Below are 22,773 nucleotides of genomic sequence, written 5' to 3' on the forward strand. Positions count from 1 at the left end.
ATGCCAACTGTTCCACAAGAAATTCCATTATTAGCAATAATTGCATTTTCCACATTACTTCCTTTTGTGATTGCAGCAGGAACCTGCTATTTAAAAATATCCATTGTATTAGTTATGGTACGTAATGCGATGGGAGTACAACAAGTGCCTTCAACGATGGTATTAAATGCCATTGCTTTATTGTTATCTATTTTCGTCATGATGCCAGTTTTGCAAGATGTGAATAATTATATGCGTCAAGAAAGTGTAGATTTTAGCAATATAGACTCTATTGATCATTTTGTGGATGACGGGTTAGGGCGTTATAAAACTTACTTACAGAAATACTCAGACCCACAGTTAGTGACTTTTTTTGAGTCCATTCAGCAAGGGCGTAGTGAGGAAGAAATTAGTGCGGATGGCACGGTGCCAACACTTTTTTCATTATTACCCGCCTATGCACTCAGTGAGATTAAGTCTGCTTTTCAAATTGGTTTTTATATTTATTTGCCCTTCGTTGTTATCGACTTAGTGATCTCCAGTATTTTGCTTGCACTTGGGATGATGATGATGAGCCCCGTTACAATATCAGTACCCGTAAAACTGATCCTCTTTGTGGCAATTGATGGCTGGACGCTGATTTCTAAAGGGCTTGTGATGCAATATTTTGAATTAGCACAACATTGACGTGAGGTAATAAGATGGATGAGATTGTCTATGCCAGTAATAAAGCGATGTTATTGATTGTTATTTTATCGGCTATCCCTGTCATTGTTGCTACGGTTGTTGGGTTATTAGTGGGACTAATTCAAACCGTCACGCAGCTCCAAGAACAGACTTTACCTTTTGGTGTGAAGTTATTAGCGGTATTTGGTTCTTTATTTATGATCTCTGGTTGGCTAGCCGATAAAGTGATGAATTACGCTATTGAGGTAATTACAACTGCCATTCCCGCGGTGGGGCTATTTTAATGAGTCAGGAGTTTATTTCGCTGGCGTCATATTTATTTTTTCTCTTTCAACAGGGACTGATTAAATTAGCACTAGCGTGGTTACGAATTGCCCCTGTGATGTTTTTTTTGCCTTTTTTAAGTAACAAGTTACTGAATAGCGGGATAATAAAAAACTGTGTGGTCGTGTATTTGGCTTTAGGTTTATGGCCATTTTTTTCCACAGCAGAAGTTCAGTGGGAACGCATTGGATTAGTTGAAATTTTTCTTTATGAAATCACTATTGGCTTAGTGCTTGCCTTCATACTGGGTTTACCTTTTATGATAGCGAATATCATCGGGGAGTTAATCGATACTCAACGAGGGGAAACCATTAGTAGCATTGTCGACCCTGCAAGTGGCGCAGAAGCATCGGAACTTGCTGTTTTCTTGAGTTATATCGTGTGTATGGTTTTTTTGGCCCAAGGTGGTATGTACCAACTCTCAACGATTTTTGCACAAAGCTATCATTTATTACCTTTGGGGCAGGGGTTTTCTTCATTTAATAGCTTATCCCTAGGTGAATGGGTAAATAATATGGTTGTAAAAGGTGTTATTTTAGCTGCACCCATCATTGTGACATTGTTTATTACTGAAGTCGCTTTAGGGCTATATTCTCGATTTTGCCCACAATTAAATGCGTTTTCATTATCTTTAGCAATAAAGTCGACGATTGCATTTATTGTATTTTTACTTTATTTCCAGAATGAAGTGCCTGACATTTTGGTCAATATGATTTCATTGTCACCACTATCACGAGTGTTCCTCTCAACGTAATAAATTTTAATATAGGGGAAAGCGATGGCAGAGAAAACAGAAAAACCAACCGACAAAAAAATAAAAGATTCAGCAAAAAAAGGGCAGAGCTATAAAAGTAAAGATTCGGTAGCGGCTATTGTGCTTATTGTGAGTGCTTTTGTTTTTGATGGAATAACAAATTTAAATGATTTAGCTATATTAACGAAAAAAATATTAATTTCACCAACGAATATTCATATAGACACGCTATTGTGGGAGTTTTTTTCTATTTTCATCCGTGTGCTATTGCCTATTTTATTAGCCTGCTTTTTAGCAGGAACATTGGTTTCTTTATTACAAAGTCGATTTAGGTTAGCTACTGAAGCAGTAAAAATTGATGTTACGAAACTTAACCCAATTGCGGGGTTTAAAAAAATATTTTCGCTTAATTCACTAAAGGAATTAGTGAAAGCATTTTTATATTTACTTGTTTTTGCAATATCCGCAGGTATATTTTTTTACCTCTGGCGGCACGAGATTTTTATGCTTTATCGTACAGCACTCGATGGCATGATCAGACAATGGGCGAGTCTATCAACGACGTTTATTATCGTTTTTTTAGCCGTTGCATTATTGATAATAGTCATCGATATGGTTACTGAATTTTTCTTGTTTATTAAAAACTTGAAGATGGAAAAACAAGAGGTTAAAAAAGAGTATAAGGATAACGAAGGGGACCCTCACATTAAAAGTGCGCGTCGAGGCCTGCATCAAGAGTTATTATCTGAGGAGGTGAAATCAAACGTCCGTAACTCAACGTTTGTGATGGCCAATCCAACCCATATTGCATTATTAATCTATTATGACCCTGATATTGCACCACTTCCTTTTTTATTTTCTAAAAGCCGTGGGCTACAAGCAAAAGCCATTATTAAATATGCAGAAAAGCAGGGTGTTCCTGTTGTTAGAGATATTCCATTAGCAAGAAAAATATGGCGATCTTATAAAAAAGACCGGTTTATTGATGAAACCGGATTAGAAGAAATAATGAATATTGTTTCGTGGCTAATTCGCGTTGAACTTATTCGCATGGGAGTAGACGTTGATAGTTTGCTTGAAGAAGAAATTGATAAATAGACGACTAATTTATAAAGCCAGATGAATAATAAATATAATTCAATAAATAAAATCGTTTTTTTAAAGCGAAGGTTTTTTTGATTAATTATGATGAAAAAAGTTTATTTTTTCATCATATATTAAATTTTAACGTAAAGGTAAATATATGAATAATACGCAGCACTTAGAGGGGCAAAATGTCGATATGGAAGCATTGCTCGGAAATATTACGACTGCTCTGATGGAAGGTTCGACTTATAAAGATATTCATGGGATCCCACAAAGCACAATGGATGGCATTTATTCCTATGCTTATGAATTTTATCAGCAGGGTAAATTAAAAGAGGCAGAAACCTTTTTTCGTTTTTTAAGTATCTATGATTTTTATAACACAGATTATGTCATGGGATTGGCGGCAGTATATCAATTGACTAAGCGTTATGAAAAAGCGACGGAATTATATGCCTTGGCGTTTGTGCTAGCTAAAGATGATTATCGACCTTTATTCCATGCGGGGCAGTGTAATTTAATGATGAAAAAAGCCAGTGCAGCGCTTCATTGTTTTGAGAGTGTTTTAGAAAGCAGTGCTGACGCGGATTTACAGAAAAAATCACAGGCTTATCTTACGGCGTTAAAAAATAATGTCGAAAAAACGGTTTCTGAACCGAGTAACGATAAAGCTTAAAAGGAGAGAATATGTCTCATGTTACAGGCTCCAGTACAGATAGCCGTATCCAGAATATCCACCAGTTTTTGCAAGGTAGCAACCCACTAGGTATTGCGGAGGATAGTGCCAAAGCGTTACTCGCTTTAGAAGAAGCATGTGGGGAGTTAGCGTCGAATGAGCAGGTAAGGCGTTACCGTAATGAAAGTAGTATGCCTAAACTCACTCACCCTAAAATGACGCGAGCGGCTATTCCAGCGCGAGCTCAAGCAGAAGTGAAACAGGAAACAAAATTTAATGCGAATGCGACACTGATTGAAGCATTTGCATCAATACGCCAATTACTCCATGACGGAAATATTAACGCACTTAATAGTCGTTTACAGCTAATCAACTTTGAGTCTGAATCATTACGCAATAAAGGAAGTCAGTTATTGGAGAGTTTTTCTCAAAGCACGTTGAAGCTAGCTGAATTAACGAACACGGTCGAGGCAAAACAAAAAGAGATAGCCGTTGCGCATGAGCAGCTTATAACGATAGATACAGCACTGACTAAAACAGAAAATGATCTGCAATCCAATGGTACACAGTTACAAACAGTACAAATACAATTGGATGAAGTCGAGCAGTTAATGACACTTGTCCCAACCCCGCCGATTACCTTGGAAGATAAGGCAACGTCTAGAGATCTACTGAGAACAAAAAATGAATTATCTTTTTCATTGACGCAGTTAACCAACGAGATTCAGCAACTTTCTTCATTGAAAGGGCAGCTTACTGAACAACGTGTGGCACTAAATCAAAAGATTGCTATTTCTGATGCTGAACTCGTCAACACTCTAAACCTTTCTGTCGATGTGGCCAAAGAATCCTCAAGTCATAGAGAAAATCTGAATACGTTTATTGATGAGGCACCGCGTCCGACAGAAGTTGATGGTGAGAAGTGGGAAAACACCTTAGCGCTGTTAACGATGCTGACGGCACAATTGAAAAAAGCAATGAATGAAGATTCATTGCGCAATATGAAAGAGCAAGAGGAAACGATGATGAAAATCAATGAAGCCTCTCGTAAAGACTCTGATAAAAAAGCGAAAGAAGCTGCGGAAGCGGAACGTAAAGCGGCGGATGCAAATAAAGCGGCATCTTGCGCCAGCAAAATTTTTAGCTATGTGATGTTAGCGGTTTCAGTTATTGCCACGGTCGCAACCTTTGGGGCGGCTTCCCCTTTAATGCTCGCTGTTGCAGCTGTGGGTATTGCTATCTCCGTTGCGGATATTGTGTTGGAGGAAACAGGGCATGGAAGTTTGATGCAGATGCTGGCGAATGAAATCTCTGTGGGTGTCACCAATATGCTAGTGAGCTTTGGCATGGATGAAGATAAAGCGAAACAAATCGGTAGCATTGTTGGCATGATTGTTGCCGCTATTGCTTTCTTAGCAATCTCTTTATTTTCAATGGGTTCAATGCTTAAAAATCTGGCGAGTACAGTTAAAAATGCAGCTCAATTGCTTCTAAAAAATGTGGGGAGTTTGCTGAAAAATACCATTAAAGCAATGCCAAAGAGTTTATTGAATGCGTTAGGAAATATAGGTAGCAAGGGAATGAAGGTCGGCGATTCTGTGGCTGACAACGTCGATAATATGGCGAAACTGACTAAATTCGCCAAGCTTGCAGACAAACTTGATGATGTTGAGGATTTGGCAACAACGGTAAATCAAGTGACCAATAATGTTAATAAATCCTCTCATTTAGTGTCGATTGGCGGGCAAATGGTGAATGTCGGGGATTCGGTTGCTGACAGTGCAACAAGTGCGGCAAAACTGACTAAGTTCGCCAAGCTAGCAGACAAATTTGATGATGTTGAGGATTGGGCGAGCACTGCAAACCAAGTGACCAACAATGTTAATAAATCCTCTAATTTAGTATCGATTGGCGGGCAAATGGTGAATGTCGGGGATTCCGTCGCTGACAGTGCAACAAATGCGGCAAAACTGACTAAGTTCGCCAAGCTAGCAGACAAATTTGATGATGTAAAAGACGTATCTAAAACAGTTAACCAAGTAGCAAATAATACGGATGATGCGACTGAGTTAGCGTCTACGGTGAGTAACACAATCAAAAGTGTCAAAACTCAGAGTGCAACAATGGCGCGAGTGGAGGTTGGAATGAAGGCAACGGGGGCCGGTTTGTCTATTTCCAATGCTGCAACGACAGGGGGGCTTCGTTTGGATTCCGCTGCTAAGTTGCGTGATTTGAAAGAGTTGCTGGCAGGCATGATGCTTAATAGCAGTATTATCGAAGTCATTACCGACATTATCAATCAACTCATTAAATCCATGTCAAAAAACTATGAACAGTTCGATGAGATGTTTAATGGAATGATGACGTCACTGAAAGATTCTTCAAGTCGCAAGACAGACATGTTAACAGCACGCTACGCATAACTTTTGAGAGAGAAAATCATGGATATTACGAATTATAAACCAACTTTGCCGATGCCAAATATCGGTGCTGTATTGAGCATGCTAACTGGGCAAACTACTGTGTCCGCTGAAGCACGAAAAGAACTCAATTTACAAGTGCTTCCAACTGAAATGATGGCGCTGGGTACTGAGAAACCACGCTTAACAGCCGGAGATGCGAATATTGACTTAACACAGTTATTGAATGCATTAAGTCAGCTAGGTGAGGAAGAACAAGCGATATTACTGAGTGATATTTATCAGTTTATTACGTTGACGCCACAACAAGTTCAGCAAGCAGTGACAAAAGTCCTCTCTGAGGAAAAAACGGCGATTGAGCAGGTTTTTCACGGTGCACAATTACCCGATGAAATGGAAATCAAGCAGCTTTCTCAGGCAATTCAAGTCATGGTAGCTAGCTCATTTTTTAAAGATATATTACCGAATCAATCTGATAAAAACATTGAATCGAGTAAAACAGTTTCAGCCGTTGAAGCGAAATCGGGCAAATTTATAGGGATTTCAAGTAGTGATATTTTAATGGAATTAATGTCGATTATTCGCAAAGTCGTTGCAGAATTGAATATCTCTGATCGCCGCATTAGCGCGGATTTTTTAATCCTAAATGGAAAGATGACAGAGGCTGCGGCTGAATCGACTATTAAAGAAGGCAAAGAGATGTTTAAAGGCGCATTAATTGGCTTTGCGACATCGATGGCAATCAGCGGTGCAGGGGCTGCATTTCAATTAAAGTCACTACGGAATCAAAATTTATCGATCAAAAATAACTTAGTTAAGGGAAACCAAAATACCGCAAATGCGGACCGCTTGGCGGGGATTGCGAATAATAGCAACGCAGCGAAAACAGCTAACCCATTAAATTTGAAGACGAATGATGGTCGTGCAGTTGATATGGTGGATAGTTCAACTATGTCCCAGCAAAATTTGGCGAATCAACGTACAACAGAAGCCGCCCAACGTACGCAAAAGTTAGGGCAAGCAGAGCTGCAAAAACATGACCAAGTGATGAACCGTGAACGGACGAAAAGCAGTATTGCAGAGCAAGGTTCACGTCTATCTGACAATGCGGGGCAAATGGCGACATCAGCCAACCAAGTCAATGTTAAAGAAGAAGAAGCAAATAAAATGCAGCAGCAATCCGTCGCTGATATTGCACGCACAGTTTCTTCAGATAAAGATAAACAGATTGATAAAGATAAAGATTTAGTGAAACAAATGCATGAGCATTTGCGAGATATTCGAGAAAGCCAATTAAGAACAATGCAAAGCATAGTGAGAGGTTAATTATGGAAATTATCTCTAGCAAACATCGGCTTAATTACTTACCTACACAACAGCATTCACATTTAAATGATCTTTCTCTCAAGGATCCACAGGGAAATTTTGATACACGAGCAATGCAAGGTAGTTTAGATGCTTCGTTTGATACCATGAAAAGTGATGAATCGGCTCAAGTGAATGCCACAACATTTGCTGTTCAAAAATCCTACGAGCAAGTCGAAAGTGCAGTCAATGGGGCTTCCGAGTCGATAACAGCAAAAATGAAGGCGGCAAAACGCGATTTAAATCAAATAGAAGATTTAGTGAATAGCCTCAAAACAAAACAGAGGAAAGCAGAAGTTATAGAGGATGCTCGAGCGCATATCGGAACATTAAATGGGTTTATCAAGAATATTCATATGGGGTACCAAAAAACCTATGGGGATATTATTAAAGAAGCAATTAAGTATATGCAGGATATTAATACCGCCATTGGAAAAATGGGACATCGTATGGATGCGGGTAAGGATGGTAAAATTAAATTCTTTCCTGAAGATTTTGCAAAGGATATAAATGAAGTGGTAGCAAAATATTCCAATAAAGAATATTCGGGCTCTGATCCAAGCCGATTTTTTGGCGATTGGAATCTAACCTCTGATACTGATATTTCAAATGCAAAGCCACTTATTCAAATTACAAAAGCAGAGGGTGTATTTGAATTTTGGAATAAAAAACTCAGTGGGTTAGGGTTTGTTATCAAAGAGACGCAAAACCACATTAATATTCACCCTGATTACAAACCGATAAAAGAAATATTTTCAATAATCGCTAAGACGAATGCCTCTTGGAAAGGTAGTGATATTATGGCTCAAGAGTTTCAGAGCCTGCAAACAGCGATTGATAGCCAAAAAAATGCGATCAATAGTAGCAATTCTCGTTTGTTAGAAACATTTCGCCAGGATAATAGCCACTTTGATACTTTAGTTCAGCTACTTATTCAGCTAATTAAAGATCTTAATCAATATAATAATGGCTTAATAAATATATAAACAGAAATATATTCTTTTTATAAATATCTTTTATTTAAATTAATCACGTTTGTGAGGAGCTTCTATGCCTTCAACTTCCATTCAAAATAAACAAGCAATACCAGATACTAGGTTGGCCAATCTTGGCTCTATACATCAAACGAGCACTATGGCACCTAATCTTTCATCGGTACAGACGTTGGGAAAAGACGCTAAAATTCCGATGAATACGGAAAGTTTGACGCCAGACAACCCGCTTATCATGTCAAAGAATGAGCTACATAGTTTAAATAGCGATAAACAGGCTAATAAACTTGTTCAGCTATTTAAAAGCAGCCCTTTTCTAGGTGCAAAAGATATAACCGTCGAGATGGTTATATCTGTTTTAAATTCTGATGGTATGGGGGATTTAAACCAGCAGTCACTTAATTATCGACCAGAAACGGGTTTAATTATTCTTTCATTGCTTAAGCCAACTGAAATGAATAATGAATTATTAAAGTCTGCGGCGAAAATGATTAACGAGATGCAAAATGCACCAAGCCTCGCGGATAAAAAAATCATTAAAGGGGCATTAACGGAGTTTGATAAAAAAATACAGAGTGCGATGTCAAAAATAGAGGGGGATAATTTCTCAACTATGGTTGATAGATTTAAAAAGAAATATGTTATACCTGTATTTGAAAATAAATTAGCGCCTCACCTCTCTGAAAGTGATATTAAAAATCTATCTATTAAAGATTGTTTAGTTTCAGTTGAATATCAAAAGAAAGCAGCAAGAATTGAAACAGCAAAGCAAGCATACCAAAGTGCAGGGGCCAATCCTTCTGTGGATAAAAGTTTCTATTTACATGAAGCTTTTGAAGCCTCGGAAGAGTTTTTGGAAATACCAAAAAAATTAAAAGTTACGGTTGATTGGGAAGATAAATTACACCCTGCTAAATTGGATAATGTTGCGAGTGATAAAACGCATCCTTCAGATGAAGTCGATGGTTTATCTTATGGCTCGAAAGCGGATTCATTGCGCAATATATCAAATAGCTATAATACGACCACAACAAATAATTATTTTAATACGCCGTTTTCTGAAAGTATTAAACAGGTCTCTTCTCAAGAGAGCGCGGTTAATCATGAGCAAGACTCACATCCATCAAATAAAACTGAAAATGTGAGTGCTAAGCCGTTTGAGAATGATGAGTTTTCATCCCAAAACACAATAAAACTACCGCGGGTGGCATTAAAGACGCCTGTAGAAGAACCTTCACCAGACTACGATTTACCTAATCACTCTGCTCAAAATAGCCAAGAGATTGACATCGTTGAATCACACAATCTTACCGAGCCAACTAATGTGAGTGACTCGTCAGAGCTTTCATTAACGCAGGAAAAAATAATAACGGACTCCATTAGAACTCGGTTCGAATTAGACGTTGAATTGGCACAGAAAAACAGCCAGCCAATGGATATTAAACCTAAAATGGGAAGCCACTACGGTAGCTATTTAATCGATAATAAAGTGCCTAACGGCGTTAAACTGACGAATAACAGAGAGCTTGTACAGAATAAATCCACAGAACAGACGGCGACTGAACCCAATTTAGCGATTAAAAATGCTTCTCACTACAGAGCATCTTATCTTGATAATAAGGCGAAAGTTGTTCTATCGGCGGAGGGATTAATGACCCGTAATTTAAGTGAAAAGTTAGATTATGCGAACAAGCTTTAAGGTAAATAGAATGAGCTCATCAGTAGGAATTCATTGGCAGTGGTTATCAGAACAAATTCAGCAAATCCGAGCCTATTCAGGTATTACGAATGATTTTACCGTGGATTCCGCATTAATCGCAGATATCCATATTGATTCACTTGAAATGCTGGAACTGATAACCGCGATTGAGCAATACACAGAAGTTTCTCTCCAAGATGAAGTCTGGATGAAATGGTATAACTTACAGGATATTGTCAATTACCTTGCCAGTACTTCATCTTCTTCCTAATGTTTAAAAAAAGCCGTGATTCTCTTCAGATAGCGGTTTTTAATTTTCTATTGAGTCATCATAAAAAGATATTTTTTGATTTATTTATTTCAAATGCGAAGAAATAAAAATAAAGTCATTCCTTTAAATTATATTTAATTTTAGTTTAGTTATATCTATATCAATAAGCTAACATCAAAACTAACTATTTTTTATAAAATAAAATTAACATTAATTTTTCATGCCTTGAAATTGATCACAAAACAAATAATTCAATAAATGTAATCTTCGGAATAATAATTTCAATTCAAGAGGTTGGAATGGACGCTATTTCGAGCAGGTATCAGTTTATTCAAAAGGTTGCTATTGATGCAGGTAAGTTAGCGGTCGCTTATTACCATCAACGTGGGCAATTAAATATTGAAAAGAAGCAAGGTGACGGGCAAGACCTTGTGACGGTTGCGGATAAAAATACAGAAAATTTTATTCGTGAAAAAATTAATCATCATTTCCCTGACGATGCCATTTTTGGTGAAGAAGGCGGCTTCTCGCAAGGAAAATCAGGCTATACCTGGGTGGTTGACCCCATCGATGGGACTAGCGCTTTTATTTTTGGTCTTGCCTCTTGGTGCGTTTCCATTGCACTGCTTGATGAGCACAAAAATACAGTGATTGCGGCAGTGTATGACGCCGTCCATGATGACTTATTTCATGCAATGCAAAACCATGGCTGCTATTGCAATGATATACGTGTGAATGTTAACCCTGTCCATTCTCTGAATGCCGGTTTATTAGGTGTAGGTATTTCAACTAGAATGCCGCCTGAAACCATTATTCCATTTCTAGATAAGTTACTCCATGCGAACGGTATGTTTGTCCGCAATGGTTCGGCGGCATTGATGTTAGCTTACGTTGCAGCAGGCAGGCTGATTGGCTACTTCGAGCCACACCTCAATTCTTGGGATTGCCTTGCTGGGTTGTTATTAATCCAAGAAGCGGGCGGCACAACCAATGATTACTCTTCGAACCCCGATTTTCTGATGAAAGGAGGCTATGTTTTAGCATCGAGCCCAGATGTCTATCAACAGCTCGATACGTTCCTTAAGTAACTAAAAAACAAAATAATTAACGCTAAATTTTTATTTTGATGGTATAGCGCCAGTCGGCGCTATTTTGTTTTATAGCTATGCTACGCAACAGATTTTTGCATAACCCCATGAGCAAGGTTGCCTTTATGGAAGCAGGCATGCCTTGGTGAAATACGGGCAACGGCTTCAGCGGAGCAAGATGCATCAACTAACACAAAGCTCGCATCGTCCCCTTTTGTAGGCCACACCTGCGTTCCTTTTTCATCCAAAGGCAGAATGTTGCCAGTGGCGATTGCCAAAGAACGTGATAACGAAAGCTCGTCAGGGCGGGTATAAAGCTGTGCGTATAAATTGGCTTTTTCCAGCATATCCCCAAGGCCAAATGGCGACCAATGGTCAACCACGCTATCGGTTCCGGTCATCACAAATACGCCATTTTTATTGAGTGTCTTCAATGGCATATGCAGTGTGCCAATCGGCACGGTCGAGGCAATGGTGATTTGCTGCTCTGCTAGCTGTTTTGCCGTTTTTTCAGCTTGTTCAGGGTTTAATGTTGCCAGTGCAAAGGCATGGCTGATGGTAACTTTTCCACGTAAGCTGCGGTTTTCATCCACGGTTTTAATCATATACTCGATAGCGGCAAAACCGGCTGGGCTGGTTTCATGTAGATGAATATCCACGCCTTTATTGTAATCCAAAGCAATTTGGAACATGGTATCGAGGGATTTTTCCATCGCGTCATCGACATTGGTTGGGTCTAAGCCACCTACGTAATGAGCGCCTGCCTGCATGGCTTCACGCATTAATGGCTCTGATTTAGAGAGTAATAACCCATGTTGCGGGAACGCGACAATTTCGCAGGTCAAATCCTGTTGATGCTCAGCCAATACTTTTTGTAGCGCTTCTAAATTTTTCAACCCTGAAACAGGTTCGATATTGCAGTGGCTGCGTGCAATGGTGGATCCTTGGGATTGGATCAAGTTGATCAGCGCGTGCGCCCTTTCTTCGGTGAAAGGTTGCAACTCGGGCAACATTTTTTGCTCAAGTGCTATCATATCCATAATCGTTTTACCTTCGCGAGAGGCCGGGGCTTGCCATGGCCCACCGTAGAAGGTTTTATCGAGATGAATATGCATATCGCGAAACGCTGGCAACATCAATTTACCTTGTGCGCTATAGGCATTTAAGGTGCTATTGCCATGTTGTTTATTCGGTAAAACCGCAACAATTTTACCCTGATCGACTTCAATGGTTTGCAAGGCTGTTTTCGTGCCGACTACTGTTGAATCACGAAAATTAAACCCTGTTTCAAGTAACACATCATCGAGGTAGTAGTGCTTGTCGGTGATGCTTGAAATAGCGGATTGCCCAGCGGGTTCGTTTTGAGCATTGGCGATACTCGACATCGCGCCAAACAAGGTGCAAGCGGCAGCCACTTTTGCGCCTGTGGATAGGAACTCTCTTCTGCCGGATGGTCTTTCTGCTGTCATAGAAACTCCTTTTTTGGATGGCACTTAACCGCCCAGATCATGTTCAAACGATCTGGGAGGGAATTTTACTGTGAAATGGGCAGCTAATTCGCGGATCCTGATAAGAAGATCAGCGAATCGAATGTTTACCCTTTAACGATATGGGTACCTGTTTCGCCGCGTAGGGCTTCAGGCAATTTTTCAGGGGTGGTAATAATCACACGTTTACCGCCGTTGGCAATAAACGATAGGCTTGCTTCAATTTTTGGCAGCATGCTACCCGCAGGGAAATGGCCTTCTTCCATATAGCGTTGCATATCGCTGGTGGAGGTTTCTCCGAGGGCTTTTTGCTCAGGCTTACCAAAGTGAATACACACTTTTTCAACGCCCGTGGTGATAATCAAAATATCGGCGTTCAGTTCTTTGGCGAGCAACGTAGTTGATAAGTCTTTATCAATTACCGCATCAACGCTTTTGTATCCGCCATTTCCGTTATCAATGACAGGAATACCGCCACCGCCAGCAGCAACGACCACATAATCGTGCTCTGTTAAGGTGCGAATGGCTTTTGATTCAATCACTCGCTTTGGCTCTGGGGAGGCAACAACACGGCGATAACCGCGGCCAGAGTCTTCCACAAAATGCCACGTTGGATTAGCTTGTTGCAGTTCGTTGGATTGTTCTTGCGTGAAAAATGCGCCAATTGGCTTAGTCGGTGCGCTAAAGTTCGGGTCGTTTTTATCCACTTCCACTTGTGTAACAACGGTGATCGCTTGGCGATTATGGCGCTTCGCGAGTACGTTAGTGAGAGCTTGTTGAACTAAATAGCCGATCCCACCTTGTGTGTCTGCAACACAGTTAGCGAGCGGTGTTAATGGCAAACCTTCGGTTTCATGTGCGATTTCTGCACGGCGTAAATCCAGCCCAACTTGAGGTCCATTTCCATGAGTCAAAACAATGTTGTAGTCGCCTTCAAGCATGTCACTAATATGGTGTGCGACTTCTTGGACGGCTTTTTCTTGAGCTTCGATAGACTGGCTGTTGTTATCTTTGATAATACTGTTGCCCCCGATGGCAACAACCACGAGTTCTTTCATTGTTAATATTTCCTGATACAGAGAGTTCGGATAGTAGGTGTACAGCGCACACCTACTAGGCAAGGTTGGCTACGTTACACTGACTTGCTGAGCTTCTCAGACTTTTCAGCTTGTTGTTCTTCAACCGATTTACGGCTATCTAAAAAATGCTTGAGTACAAATAAAGCCGCCATCATGAGGTAAGCGTAAACAAACATCAAGGTTGAACCGGTTGCAATTCCTACCGCTGGGGAGTGAATAATTCCGAAGAACACTAATACGGCTCCCACTGCTGCGGCAATTGCCCCACGTAATGGCTGATTGAGGATAGCGAAGATAGCGATACAACCCCACAACATACTGGCTAACGGCGCCCCGTTACCTAAGTGCACAAGGCCTTGGTAATAAACGCCTTTATGTAACAGAACTTCCGTCCCAATCGCGCTTGCAGAAGTGCCTGCGGCGCCCATCACACTGTTCACCATGGTGAGTGCCCAGTTGGCGATCCACGGGAACAGACAGATAAAGATAACAGGGACTTCCACTTTCGGCGTTTCTCGCACCACTTGGTTAGCGGTAACAACCCCGATAAATACCAGAATTGGCACGATAGCGGTCATTGGAATAATGGCTAACATGAATGCGCCGATACCGAATAACGGCACGATAAACATGGTGATACCGGATGCTAAGGTATAACCCACGCTTGCGCCCATTGCTTTCCAACCTGCGTGACCCACATAAACAGTGACAGGGAATGGGTTACCCATAAAGCAACCAACTGTGGAAGATAAACCGTTCGCTAACATGACTTTACGTGTGTTGTATTCATCACCCGCAGCGTGCGCACTTTCAATGTTTTCAAGGTCAAAGATATAGTTTGCTAAGCCCAATGGTACCGCAGATGCTAAGTATGGCAGTGCGTGTGGTAAGCCTTGGAAGAAGCTATCAATGTGGATACCTGGAGGGTTAAAACCAAATGATGCCATTGAGTCTTTAATCGCTTCGGCACTTTGTAAGCCAGAAACCCATGCTAATACAGTACCTGCAATCAACAGCAGTAAACCGGTTGGAACGCGAGCAAAAATAGGTTTTTTACCAAACCAGTTAATGAAGATTAACAGTAAAACCACAAAAGAAACGGTCGGGGCTTCAAATGCTTGTAGCATTGGGTTCATCGCCAGAAGCAGTAAACCTAAGCCAGACAAACAAGATAACAGCACGGTACGTGGGATCATCTTACGGATGGTTTCACCTAAGAATGAACCACCCACTAAAATCATGGATTCCACAAAACACCAAACCAAGGCGATTTGAATGGCAAACTCGGCATTCTGCGTGGTTTGGTACACGGGCATGATAACTAAGAACGTCACGGTGAAGATGGACGGGGCACTTGGGCCTGAAGGCAGTGCGGTCACATCATTACGACCGGTTTGCTTGATCATTTGCTGACCAAAGTAGGCATAACTGATGCTGGCGAGTAAAACGGCGAAGCCAAAAGCGGGGGCGATACGGCCGTAAACAATTTCGGATGGGATCCCAACGACGAAAATTAATAGGCCCATCATGGTGAGGAGGTTGGTCAGGTTATTGGTCATTAGGCCGAAGTAGGCCGCCAAGTCACCGCGTTTCCATTTGATATTTAGTATACTCATTTTAAGTATTCCCCTGTATACCCGTCATTACCCATCATACTTTAAGCTGCAGCTGTGTTGGCTACACTCGGCTACACAGGTCACATACTGGTGTATGCTCCCTGAGATATCCTCGTTTGCCGCCTTGCTGCAACTTAAATTATTTTGGGTAACTGCTTACTCATTTTAAGCCGCAACAGAGCTGGTTTTGCTTTACTTCTGTATGTTAATAATTTGGGTATTGATATTTTATTATTGCCCGACTAAGGTCGGGCGTTTATTGATTAAATGGAAACTAGGCGTATTTTTCCGCGTAAGCCAACATCGCTTTTTCAAAGCAATCAAACGGCGGGTGAACAATACCTGCTCCAATCATACCGATACCTGCATCTTTATGGGCAATTGCTGTGTTGATGACAGGTAAAATACCGCTAGCTGAAACTTTCGTAATATCAATGGCTGTTGGGATACCCATAAAGCCGAGTAATGGGATAGTCACATTCGGGTTTTCACCCAGTGTGATTTCACGCATCTGACGAGAGAAATCCACCGCTTCTTCTACTGTACCGCCAACTAGTGCGACGATTGCGGGTGCTGTTGCCATTGCAAAGCCGCCAATACCATAGGTTTCAGTGATTGCCGAGTCACCGATATCTAAGCCTGAATCTTCAGGTTTATAACCTGCGAACATTGGGCCGATAACTTGCTGTGAAGGGCCTGTAAACCAATGGCCCGGTAAACCACTGATACGTAAACCGAATTCATAACCGTTACGAGCCATGGTGGTGACGACGGTGCTGTATTCGATACCGTGTGCCGCATCCATTGACGCTTTACACATTGCCATCCATGTTGGGCCTGAGAAATAATCGCTACTTGCGACGAAATCAAACACGTCTTTTTGCTGCGCGACAGAGAAATCAGTTTGGATAATCCCCGTGGTCAGTGCTTGGATAAGCAATGTGGTACCCGCGTTATTACGGTTATGGCACTCATCACCCATATGCAGTGCTTGTGCTAACATCAAACGTAGGTCAATTTCGCCAACAATCTTCATGGCATCACGCAGCATTGGGCCCAATACATCGCGCATCCAATTCAAACGGTCGATAACGCTTTGGTCATTTGCTCCCATGCGCAGGATTTTAGCCATTTGCTCACTGAGGTTTGTGAACGCGCGGTTGCCGTAAGTTTTGTTTTCAACGATATGCATAAACATCGATGCAGACGTCACACCGGCCATGGAGCCAACACAATCATGTTCATGGCACGGAGAGAAGATAATCTCACCCGATGCGGCAACCCGTTCAGCATCCGCTAAATCTTTCGCGAGGCCCTCAAAGACCAAAGCACCTGTTACCGCGCCTTTCATCGCACCGCACATGTCTTTCCATTCCACTGGCGGGCCTGCGTGTAAAATGGTGTTTTTTGTCATACCCGGTACGACATTAATGGCTTGGTCGTAACCAATTAGCACAGGTTGAGACTGAATAATGCGTTCGAGAGCTTGTGCGTTAGCAGCTTCAATTTTTTCTTGTAGCGCGGCATTTCCTTCGATTTGGTCGAGAGCACGAATAACCGCAATGTTGCCTTGTCCTGGTGGTGTCCATGTTAAATGTGTCACCGGAACATGTTGTTTTTTCAGGTCATCACTGAACATTTCAATACCCACATTGATGACACTTAATGGTTGCTTAAATAATGTAGTCATTATGCTTTCTCCCCTTTCCACACAAACTCACGTCCTAATAAACCAGTATTGGTGCTGCTGCTAGCCCAAATTACACCTGCGTCAGTCAGCATTTTGACCTGCGCATCCATATTTGGCGTGTCTTGGTCAGTGCCCAGTACATAACCTAAAATTTCTAATTCACGGCCATCTTTCTTGGCGATGTTTTTGGCTTCTTTGATAGCGTCAATCATCACGCCAACAGGGTCTTCGTGAGAGCCAAAGCCAAGGACAAAGTCCATCATGATGACGCCAACTTCTGGATCGCGGGCTTCTTGCAATAAACGCTCAATACGGTTTGTTGGGTCGATCATTGGGTGTGGTTTACCGTTGGTAAAGTCATCGTCACCAAAGTCGAGGAAGGTGTGGGCAATACTTTTGTTTAAATCCTTTAAGCGATATTCAGGGTTTGGTTGGATATTACTGTAAACATCGTCATATTTTTCCAGCGCAGCAAACATGGCTTCATCACACAGCGTACCGCCACAGAACAGGCCGCGAATGTATTTTTGCTCAGGCTTGAGTTTGGCTCTCACTTCATCGATTAATGGCAGGTTAAGTGGGTGTAAGTCTAAATCTTCTTTGCGAATACCCGTTAGCAGAACTGCTTTCAGTGCCGCTTCTTTGGTGCCTTGTGCAAAGGTCAGCCCCGGTTTGTCTTCAGGCAACGGCTGGCTACCTAAGAAACAGACAACAACGGGTTTATGGCATTTTTCAGCTTGCTCAAGCACTTTTTTCGCAACAGCGGGTGCTGGTGGCTTAGAAATCAATGCGATAACTTTCGTTTCTTCATCCGCATCAAGCATCTTCAGCGCATCAATCATCATGATCCCGCCGATTTTTTCGCTAAGATCACGGCCGCCCGTACCAATTAATTGAGAGACACCGGCACCGAATTCGTGAATACGCACGCTCAGTTCTTGGCTACCCGTGCCCGATGCACCGATAATACCAATGCTGCCACGGCGTACATTGTTACCAAAGCACAAAGCGGTGCCATTGATAATTGCGGTTCCGCAGTCAGGGCCCATCATTAATAAGCCTTTTTTGCTGGCAAGCTGTTTCAGAGCTAATTCATCTTCAATGGAGACGTTATCCGAGAACAACATGACGTTGAGGTCATTTTCTAACGCAATGCGCGCTTCTCGAGCGGCAAATTGCCCATTGACAGAAATCACTGCTAAGTTGGCATCTGGAATGTGTGTTTTTGCGGAATTGATGGTGGCGTATTTGGCTTCATGGGAGCCTCCGCCTTGGTTTTTCTTATTAAATAATTCTTCGATAGCAATTAATGTTGCATCGTTGGCTTCATCACTTGGCCCTTTAATCACAATCATTAAATCGCCATTTTTGGCTTCTTCTAATTCAGCGGTTAATAGCCCTAAATTACGCAGAACGCCTTTGTTCATCTCCGTTGCCATTGCAACAAAAGCTTGCTCAACATTATCGAGCTGATTGGCTTTAGTTGAAATAGACATCAGTGACACGGAATCAAAATAGGTATTTTTCTTTATGACAACTTTAGTCGACATGTCTTTCTCCGAAATAGTGAGTGAGGTACAAAGCGTCGCGAAGGCCAAATAGCATGTCGCAGCCTGAACTCGACCCGATATTTAAAATCTCTAAAAATTGTGGATAAATATTTGTCTCTTGCGCACCAACTAATGATTGAATTAATTGCTGCATGTTTTCGCGATATTCTTGGTTTAAGGCCTTTTCTAATGTGATGGCGCTAACGGGGGTCGTTTGGCTTTTGCTTTGTGTTATTCCTTGATAAAACGCAGGGAATAAAGCCGAAGCGGGGTGACCTTTTAATAGCAAAAATGCCATTAACCCAACTAAATAATCATCACCAGAAGGTGTAAGCCCAATACCTAACCCAACAAATTGCTTAATAATCTTGGTAATACTCTGTTGGTCTTTGTTAATTAATGATTCAATGAGATTTAAACGTAATTGAATCAGTTGTTTTGATACAGTTAGATAAAAAAAGTTATTTCCCTGATAATTAAATAGGGAGCTTGAGCTATCCTGTAAAATAAAATCCAAGTTTTTAATTTGGTTTGCTATATATAATAAATAGTTTTCGTTAATTAACTTTTTAGAATCAAAATTAATAGTTAACGGTTGCCAGCGTTTACATAAAGAAAATGAAATTGTGTAATTTTCACCAATATTCCATTCTTTATTTGATAGATAAATAGGATCCCCTTCTTTTAATGTTAAAAGAGAAAAGTCTGTATTTATTAATCGGCAACTATTTGGTGCATTATCTAACGAAGAGCAAAGTAACGTATAAAGGGTATTCTCTACCGTAAAATTAATCGCTTTATTGAATACCTGCTCTATTTTTCCTAAAGACTGCGGCTGATGTAAAAGGTTGAGAAAATGGTTATCAGCCGTGAGCCCGTATAATATTTGCCGATGGGATATGGATGCGTTCACATGCCTCCTTATCGGTGAAAGTTTTGCGGCTTATGCGCCCGCAGCAACCAGTAATTCAGCAATTTCGTGATAGCCTTTCTCACGCGCAAGCTCTAACGGTTTTTTACCGTATTTATCCGTCATATGCGGGTTTGCGCCATGTTCTAGTAGCAGCTTAACGATTTGCTGTTGCTTCTCACCACCGTCATTTAAGACGATAGCTTCAAGGAGCGGAGTCCAGCCCACAAAGTTGGTGTGGTTGACGTTAATTTCTGTTTTTTCGAGCAGTTCACGGACTATCTCAACGTGGCCTTTTTCGCTGGCAGGTGTGATACCGACACCACCAAAACGCGTTAATAAATCTAAATTCGGTTTTGCAGGTAACACAAGGCGTAATAACGTTAAATCGTTATTCAGGCAGCTTAATAAAAAGGGGTTAAAACAGGTTTGGTCTTGTTTATCAATATCCGCGCCTGCATTAATCAGAAAAGAAACACATTCATAGTGTTTGTTTAGGCTTGCATTTACAATTGCAGTGCGACCTTGACGGTTGGTGGTATTAATATCCACACCTTTTTCAATGCAATTCTTTAATAACTCTAATTGCCCTTTTTCAGCAGCAGTTAAAAATTCTTGAGCGAGTGTGCTGGTGGTCATTCTTTTCCCCTTAGGTTGGCTTATTGATATTGCCAACATAGATAAAGACAATTTAAAGATTATTTATGATGGTTAGAGCATACCAATTGCGATTAATAAAAAGAATCCATTTAAATTTAATTCATCAATGGGAGGCTCTATTGTTGAATTGAATTCAATAATTAGCCTTTTTTGTGCGTGTACGCATTATTTTTTATCCTTTTTTGATGATTTTTGCTTGTTTTTTACGCGTTTTTATCGATTATTTTTGATTGAAGGGAAAGCTGAATGAGCCATTATTCTGTTCTGTGACACACATCAAATTGAAGGTTTTGTAATTGTTAAATTTGTGATTAATTTGATCGTGATCAGGGCGAATGTTAATACTTGGTTTGAGTATTTAATTCAATAATATTAAGTATTTTGATTATTAATAGTCCTTCAGCTTTTGTGGTTTAAATGACGACTTAAGGCAAATGAGATTAAAACACTTCTTCTTGGCAATTATTCTGTTAAGCTATTTATAAATCGGTTGAAAAATAGCCTGAATTTCAATCTATTGAATAATATTCACATAAAAAGCCAATTTGATTAAAATTAAAACACGTTGGGAAGGCGAGTATGAACTCAATTTTTACTGAAGAAAATTTATTGACCTACACCACCGCAGCCAAATTTGCGAGCTTCAGTAAAGCCGCTGAGGCATTAGGCATCACCACATCGGCCGTGAGTTATACTATTAAACGCATTGAAACTTATTTAGATGTCGCGCTGTTTATCCGTGATACCCGTAATATTGAGTTAACGGAAGCGGGTTATTATTTTTATCGTAAAGCAACGGACTTACTGAATAACTTTCATTCCATTCAGAAAAGTATTTATTCTATTGAGCAAGGTATTGAAGCGCGGGTACGTATCTGTATTAACCAACTTTTATATACCCCTTACCATACGGCTAAATTACTGCAAATATTAAAGAGGCAATTTGCGACTTGCCAAATTACCGTGACTACCGAAGTGTATAACGGTGTATGGGACGCGATTATTAATAACCATGCAGATATTGCGATTGGTGCACCGGGAACATTAATGGACGGCGGTGGAATAGATTATACGGAAATCGGCGCGATCCATTGGCAGTTTGCCATTGCGGCAACACACCCACTCGCATTAATGCCAGAGCCTATTGCCGAAAGCCAGTTGCGCCTTTACCCCAATATCATGGTGGAAGACACCGCAGACACGATAAATAAACGTGTTGGTTGGTTATTGCACGGGCAAGAAGCTATCCAAGTACCAGACTTTAATACCAAGTGCCAATGCCAAATATTGGGCGAGGGGATCGGATTTTTGCCAGACTATATGGTGAAAGAGCATGCCAAGAGTGGTCGGTTAGTGGTCAAAAATATTCAAAACCCGCGCCAAGATTCCAATATGCTATTAGCCACACAACATTCCGCTACAGGGCAAGTGACTCAGTGGATACGCAAGTCGTTCACGGATAATGGGGTTTTAGCTGACCTTTACAGTGACTTGCTAAAACCCATTAGTGGGTAGTTAGTGCGTGGCAATCGCCAACGCTTTATTGATGGCATCGGGGATCACGCTTCCGTGGCTTTTGCCCTCAAATAAAGTGAATTCGCAGGTTCGCTGGTGGGCTTGAATTTCAGTGCACACTTGGCGAGTGCTGATCCAACTTTTGCGGTTTTGGTAATTTTGGACTTGTTCTTCGGTTAATTTGGATAAATCAGGGGTCTCTTCTAAGCCACCCAAGGTGACAAAAATAGGCGCTGCGACTTGTTTTTGCGTGAGTTTCGCGAGCTCTACCATTTCCCCTTTCCCCCACCACAATGACGGGCTTGCTGAAACATAGTACTGAAAATCATCAGGTTTTTGTTGATAAGCCATTAGGGTGAATAACCCGCCAAATGAATGACCGAATAAGGTTTGTTTTTGCTTATCAATAGGAAATTGTTGTTCAGCCCAAGGGCGCAATGTTTGGCTGATAAACTGGTACAGCGCAGGCGAACCGCCACCATGGCTAAAATCTTCCCCAGATACAGGCGGGGTATAGTCATAGGTGCGTAAAGCCTTTGGAAAGGCTTCATCAACGGGGTAGCCGATGCCGATAATAATCGGGAGTGAGTCTTTATTGAGTGTTTCCACTGCGCGGTTGACGACTTTTGGATATAACCCATTTCCATCAAGCATATACAGTACAGGGCGCTTTGCTGTGACGTTATACGGCACAGCACTGTAGATGCGAAGTGCGCGGTCGCCATAAGCCATATCCGTCTGTTTAATATCGTAAAACTGTGCGACGTTATCATCTAAAGGCGGAATACTTTGGCTAGGGCGAGCCATTACGCTGGTTGTTATGCACAGTAGTAGGCTGGAAATTAGGAGTTTATTCATATACTCGTCATCCTTCAAGCTGCATGGTTGTTGACTACGCTCAGCTACCCGAATCACATACTTTTGT

At 41.1% G+C, this 22,773-nt stretch carries 20 protein-coding genes; 12 read left to right on the plus strand and 8 right to left on the minus strand.

The window, feature by feature from the left end; genetic code table 11:
• From AC4IFT_RS10710 to AC4IFT_RS10760, 11 genes are all read left to right on the plus strand, one after another.
• Entirely contained in the window at window positions 1-666 is a 666-nt protein-coding gene (locus tag AC4IFT_RS10710) for an EscR/YscR/HrcR family type III secretion system export apparatus protein (RefSeq protein ID WP_490751303.1), read from the plus strand.
• A 14-nt stretch (window positions 667-680) separates the two neighbouring features.
• Complete coding sequence (sctS, locus tag AC4IFT_RS10715) at window positions 681-950, plus strand: type III secretion system export apparatus subunit SctS (RefSeq protein ID WP_219245301.1); 270 nt, start codon at window positions 681-683, stop codon at window positions 948-950.
• On the plus strand, window positions 950-1,744 hold the full coding sequence (gene sctT / locus AC4IFT_RS10720; protein WP_490733922.1) for a type III secretion system export apparatus subunit SctT: 795 nt from the start codon (window positions 950-952) through the stop codon (window positions 1,742-1,744). Before sctS ends, sctT begins: the two co-directional genes overlap by 1 nt.
• A gap of 24 nt (window positions 1,745-1,768) precedes the next feature.
• Window positions 1,769-2,842, plus strand: a complete 1,074-nt coding sequence (locus AC4IFT_RS10725; protein WP_490751304.1) for an EscU/YscU/HrcU family type III secretion system export apparatus switch protein — start codon at window positions 1,769-1,771, stop codon at window positions 2,840-2,842.
• 145 nt (window positions 2,843-2,987) lie between these two features.
• Complete coding sequence (sicA, locus tag AC4IFT_RS10730) at window positions 2,988-3,506, plus strand: type III secretion system translocator chaperone SicA (RefSeq protein WP_490733918.1); 519 nt, start codon at window positions 2,988-2,990, stop codon at window positions 3,504-3,506.
• 11 nt (window positions 3,507-3,517) lie between these two features.
• Window positions 3,518-5,929: a type III secretion system translocon subunit SseC family protein gene (gene sctE / locus AC4IFT_RS10735; protein WP_490751305.1), complete on the plus strand. Its 2,412-nt coding sequence runs from the start codon at window positions 3,518-3,520 to the stop codon at window positions 5,927-5,929.
• Window positions 5,930-5,947: 18 nt separating this feature from the next.
• Window positions 5,948-7,252 carry an IpaC/SipC family type III secretion system effector gene (locus AC4IFT_RS10740; protein ID WP_490751306.1) on the plus strand — a complete coding sequence of 435 codons (1,305 nt, stop codon included), beginning with the start codon at window positions 5,948-5,950 and terminating at the stop codon, window positions 7,250-7,252.
• A 2-nt stretch (window positions 7,253-7,254) separates the two neighbouring features.
• Entirely contained in the window at window positions 7,255-8,277 is a 1,023-nt protein-coding gene (locus AC4IFT_RS10745) for a hypothetical protein (RefSeq protein ID WP_490733912.1), read from the plus strand.
• Between the two features lie 64 nt (window positions 8,278-8,341).
• Window positions 8,342-9,982 carry a hypothetical protein gene (locus tag AC4IFT_RS10750; protein ID WP_490751307.1) on the plus strand — a complete coding sequence of 547 codons (1,641 nt, stop codon included), beginning with the start codon at window positions 8,342-8,344 and terminating at the stop codon, window positions 9,980-9,982.
• A gap of 10 nt (window positions 9,983-9,992) precedes the next feature.
• Complete coding sequence (locus AC4IFT_RS10755; protein ID WP_490751308.1) at window positions 9,993-10,253, plus strand: acyl carrier protein; 261 nt, start codon at window positions 9,993-9,995, stop codon at window positions 10,251-10,253.
• A 299-nt stretch (window positions 10,254-10,552) separates the two neighbouring features.
• Complete coding sequence (locus AC4IFT_RS10760) at window positions 10,553-11,341, plus strand: inositol monophosphatase family protein (RefSeq protein WP_490751309.1); 789 nt, start codon at window positions 10,553-10,555, stop codon at window positions 11,339-11,341.
• 80 nt (window positions 11,342-11,421) lie between these two features.
• Here the strand turns inward: AC4IFT_RS10760 and AC4IFT_RS10765 are convergent, their stop codons facing one another.
• From AC4IFT_RS10765 to AC4IFT_RS10795, 7 genes are all read right to left on the minus strand, one after another.
• Window positions 11,422-12,810: an amidohydrolase family protein gene (locus AC4IFT_RS10765; protein ID WP_490733904.1), complete on the minus strand. Its 1,389-nt coding sequence runs from the start codon at window positions 12,808-12,810 to the stop codon at window positions 11,422-11,424.
• A 125-nt stretch (window positions 12,811-12,935) separates the two neighbouring features.
• A complete protein-coding gene (locus AC4IFT_RS10770; RefSeq protein ID WP_490751310.1) occupies window positions 12,936-13,886 on the minus strand; it encodes a carbamate kinase family protein in 951 nt (316 codons plus the stop codon).
• Window positions 13,887-13,960: 74 nt separating this feature from the next.
• Window positions 13,961-15,523: a permease family protein gene (locus tag AC4IFT_RS10775; RefSeq protein ID WP_490733902.1), complete on the minus strand. Its 1,563-nt coding sequence runs from the start codon at window positions 15,521-15,523 to the stop codon at window positions 13,961-13,963.
• 274 nt (window positions 15,524-15,797) lie between these two features.
• On the minus strand, window positions 15,798-17,213 hold the full coding sequence (locus AC4IFT_RS10780) for a YlbE family protein (protein ID WP_490751311.1): 1,416 nt from the start codon (window positions 17,211-17,213) through the stop codon (window positions 15,798-15,800).
• Window positions 17,213-18,763, minus strand: a complete 1,551-nt coding sequence (gene fdrA, locus AC4IFT_RS10785; protein WP_490733898.1) for an acyl-CoA synthetase FdrA — start codon at window positions 18,761-18,763, stop codon at window positions 17,213-17,215. The genes AC4IFT_RS10780 and fdrA overlap by 1 nt, the downstream gene beginning before the upstream one ends.
• Window positions 18,753-19,676: an oxamate carbamoyltransferase subunit AllH family protein gene (locus tag AC4IFT_RS10790; RefSeq protein WP_490751312.1), complete on the minus strand. Its 924-nt coding sequence runs from the start codon at window positions 19,674-19,676 to the stop codon at window positions 18,753-18,755. The genes fdrA and AC4IFT_RS10790 overlap by 11 nt, the downstream gene beginning before the upstream one ends.
• A gap of 30 nt (window positions 19,677-19,706) precedes the next feature.
• On the minus strand, window positions 19,707-20,312 hold the full coding sequence (locus AC4IFT_RS10795; protein ID WP_219245321.1) for an ankyrin repeat domain-containing protein: 606 nt from the start codon (window positions 20,310-20,312) through the stop codon (window positions 19,707-19,709).
• A gap of 600 nt (window positions 20,313-20,912) precedes the next feature.
• Here AC4IFT_RS10795 and AC4IFT_RS10800 point away from each other — a divergent pair.
• Window positions 20,913-21,848, plus strand: a complete 936-nt coding sequence (locus AC4IFT_RS10800) for a LysR substrate-binding domain-containing protein (RefSeq protein ID WP_490733894.1) — start codon at window positions 20,913-20,915, stop codon at window positions 21,846-21,848.
• Here AC4IFT_RS10800 and AC4IFT_RS10805 read toward each other — a convergent pair whose 3' ends face one another.
• Complete coding sequence (locus tag AC4IFT_RS10805) at window positions 21,849-22,706, minus strand: alpha/beta hydrolase (RefSeq protein WP_490751313.1); 858 nt, start codon at window positions 22,704-22,706, stop codon at window positions 21,849-21,851. It lies immediately after the preceding gene.
• Between the last annotated feature and the right edge of the window lie 67 nt (window positions 22,707-22,773).

Source organism: Providencia sp. UF-183 (assembly GCF_058246155.1).

Coding starts and splice junctions, on each gene's coding strand:
- AC4IFT_RS10775 (WP_490733902.1), bottom strand. CDS start 15,523: ATGAGTATACTAAATATCAAATGGAAACGCGGTGACTTGGCGGCCTAC.
- AC4IFT_RS10710 (WP_490751303.1), top strand. CDS start 1: ATGCCAACTGTTCCACAAGAAATTCCATTATTAGCAATAATTGCATTT.
- AC4IFT_RS10745 (WP_490733912.1), top strand. CDS start 7,255: ATGGAAATTATCTCTAGCAAACATCGGCTTAATTACTTACCTACACAA.
- AC4IFT_RS10755 (WP_490751308.1), top strand. CDS start 9,993: ATGAGCTCATCAGTAGGAATTCATTGGCAGTGGTTATCAGAACAAATT.
- AC4IFT_RS10795 (WP_219245321.1), bottom strand. CDS start 20,312: ATGACCACCAGCACACTCGCTCAAGAATTTTTAACTGCTGCTGAAAAA.
- AC4IFT_RS10770 (WP_490751310.1), bottom strand. CDS start 13,886: ATGAAAGAACTCGTGGTTGTTGCCATCGGGGGCAACAGTATTATCAAA.
- sctT (WP_490733922.1), top strand. CDS start 950: ATGAGTCAGGAGTTTATTTCGCTGGCGTCATATTTATTTTTTCTCTTT.
- AC4IFT_RS10765 (WP_490733904.1), bottom strand. CDS start 12,810: ATGACAGCAGAAAGACCATCCGGCAGAAGAGAGTTCCTATCCACAGGC.
- sctS (WP_219245301.1), top strand. CDS start 681: ATGGATGAGATTGTCTATGCCAGTAATAAAGCGATGTTATTGATTGTT.
- AC4IFT_RS10805 (WP_490751313.1), bottom strand. CDS start 22,706: ATGAATAAACTCCTAATTTCCAGCCTACTACTGTGCATAACAACCAGC.
- sicA (WP_490733918.1), top strand. CDS start 2,988: ATGAATAATACGCAGCACTTAGAGGGGCAAAATGTCGATATGGAAGCA.
- sctE (WP_490751305.1), top strand. CDS start 3,518: ATGTCTCATGTTACAGGCTCCAGTACAGATAGCCGTATCCAGAATATC.
- fdrA (WP_490733898.1), bottom strand. CDS start 18,763: ATGTCGACTAAAGTTGTCATAAAGAAAAATACCTATTTTGATTCCGTG.
- AC4IFT_RS10800 (WP_490733894.1), top strand. CDS start 20,913: ATGAACTCAATTTTTACTGAAGAAAATTTATTGACCTACACCACCGCA.
- AC4IFT_RS10760 (WP_490751309.1), top strand. CDS start 10,553: ATGGACGCTATTTCGAGCAGGTATCAGTTTATTCAAAAGGTTGCTATT.
- AC4IFT_RS10740 (WP_490751306.1), top strand. CDS start 5,948: ATGGATATTACGAATTATAAACCAACTTTGCCGATGCCAAATATCGGT.
- AC4IFT_RS10750 (WP_490751307.1), top strand. CDS start 8,342: ATGCCTTCAACTTCCATTCAAAATAAACAAGCAATACCAGATACTAGG.
- AC4IFT_RS10725 (WP_490751304.1), top strand. CDS start 1,769: ATGGCAGAGAAAACAGAAAAACCAACCGACAAAAAAATAAAAGATTCA.
- AC4IFT_RS10780 (WP_490751311.1), bottom strand. CDS start 17,213: ATGACTACATTATTTAAGCAACCATTAAGTGTCATCAATGTGGGTATT.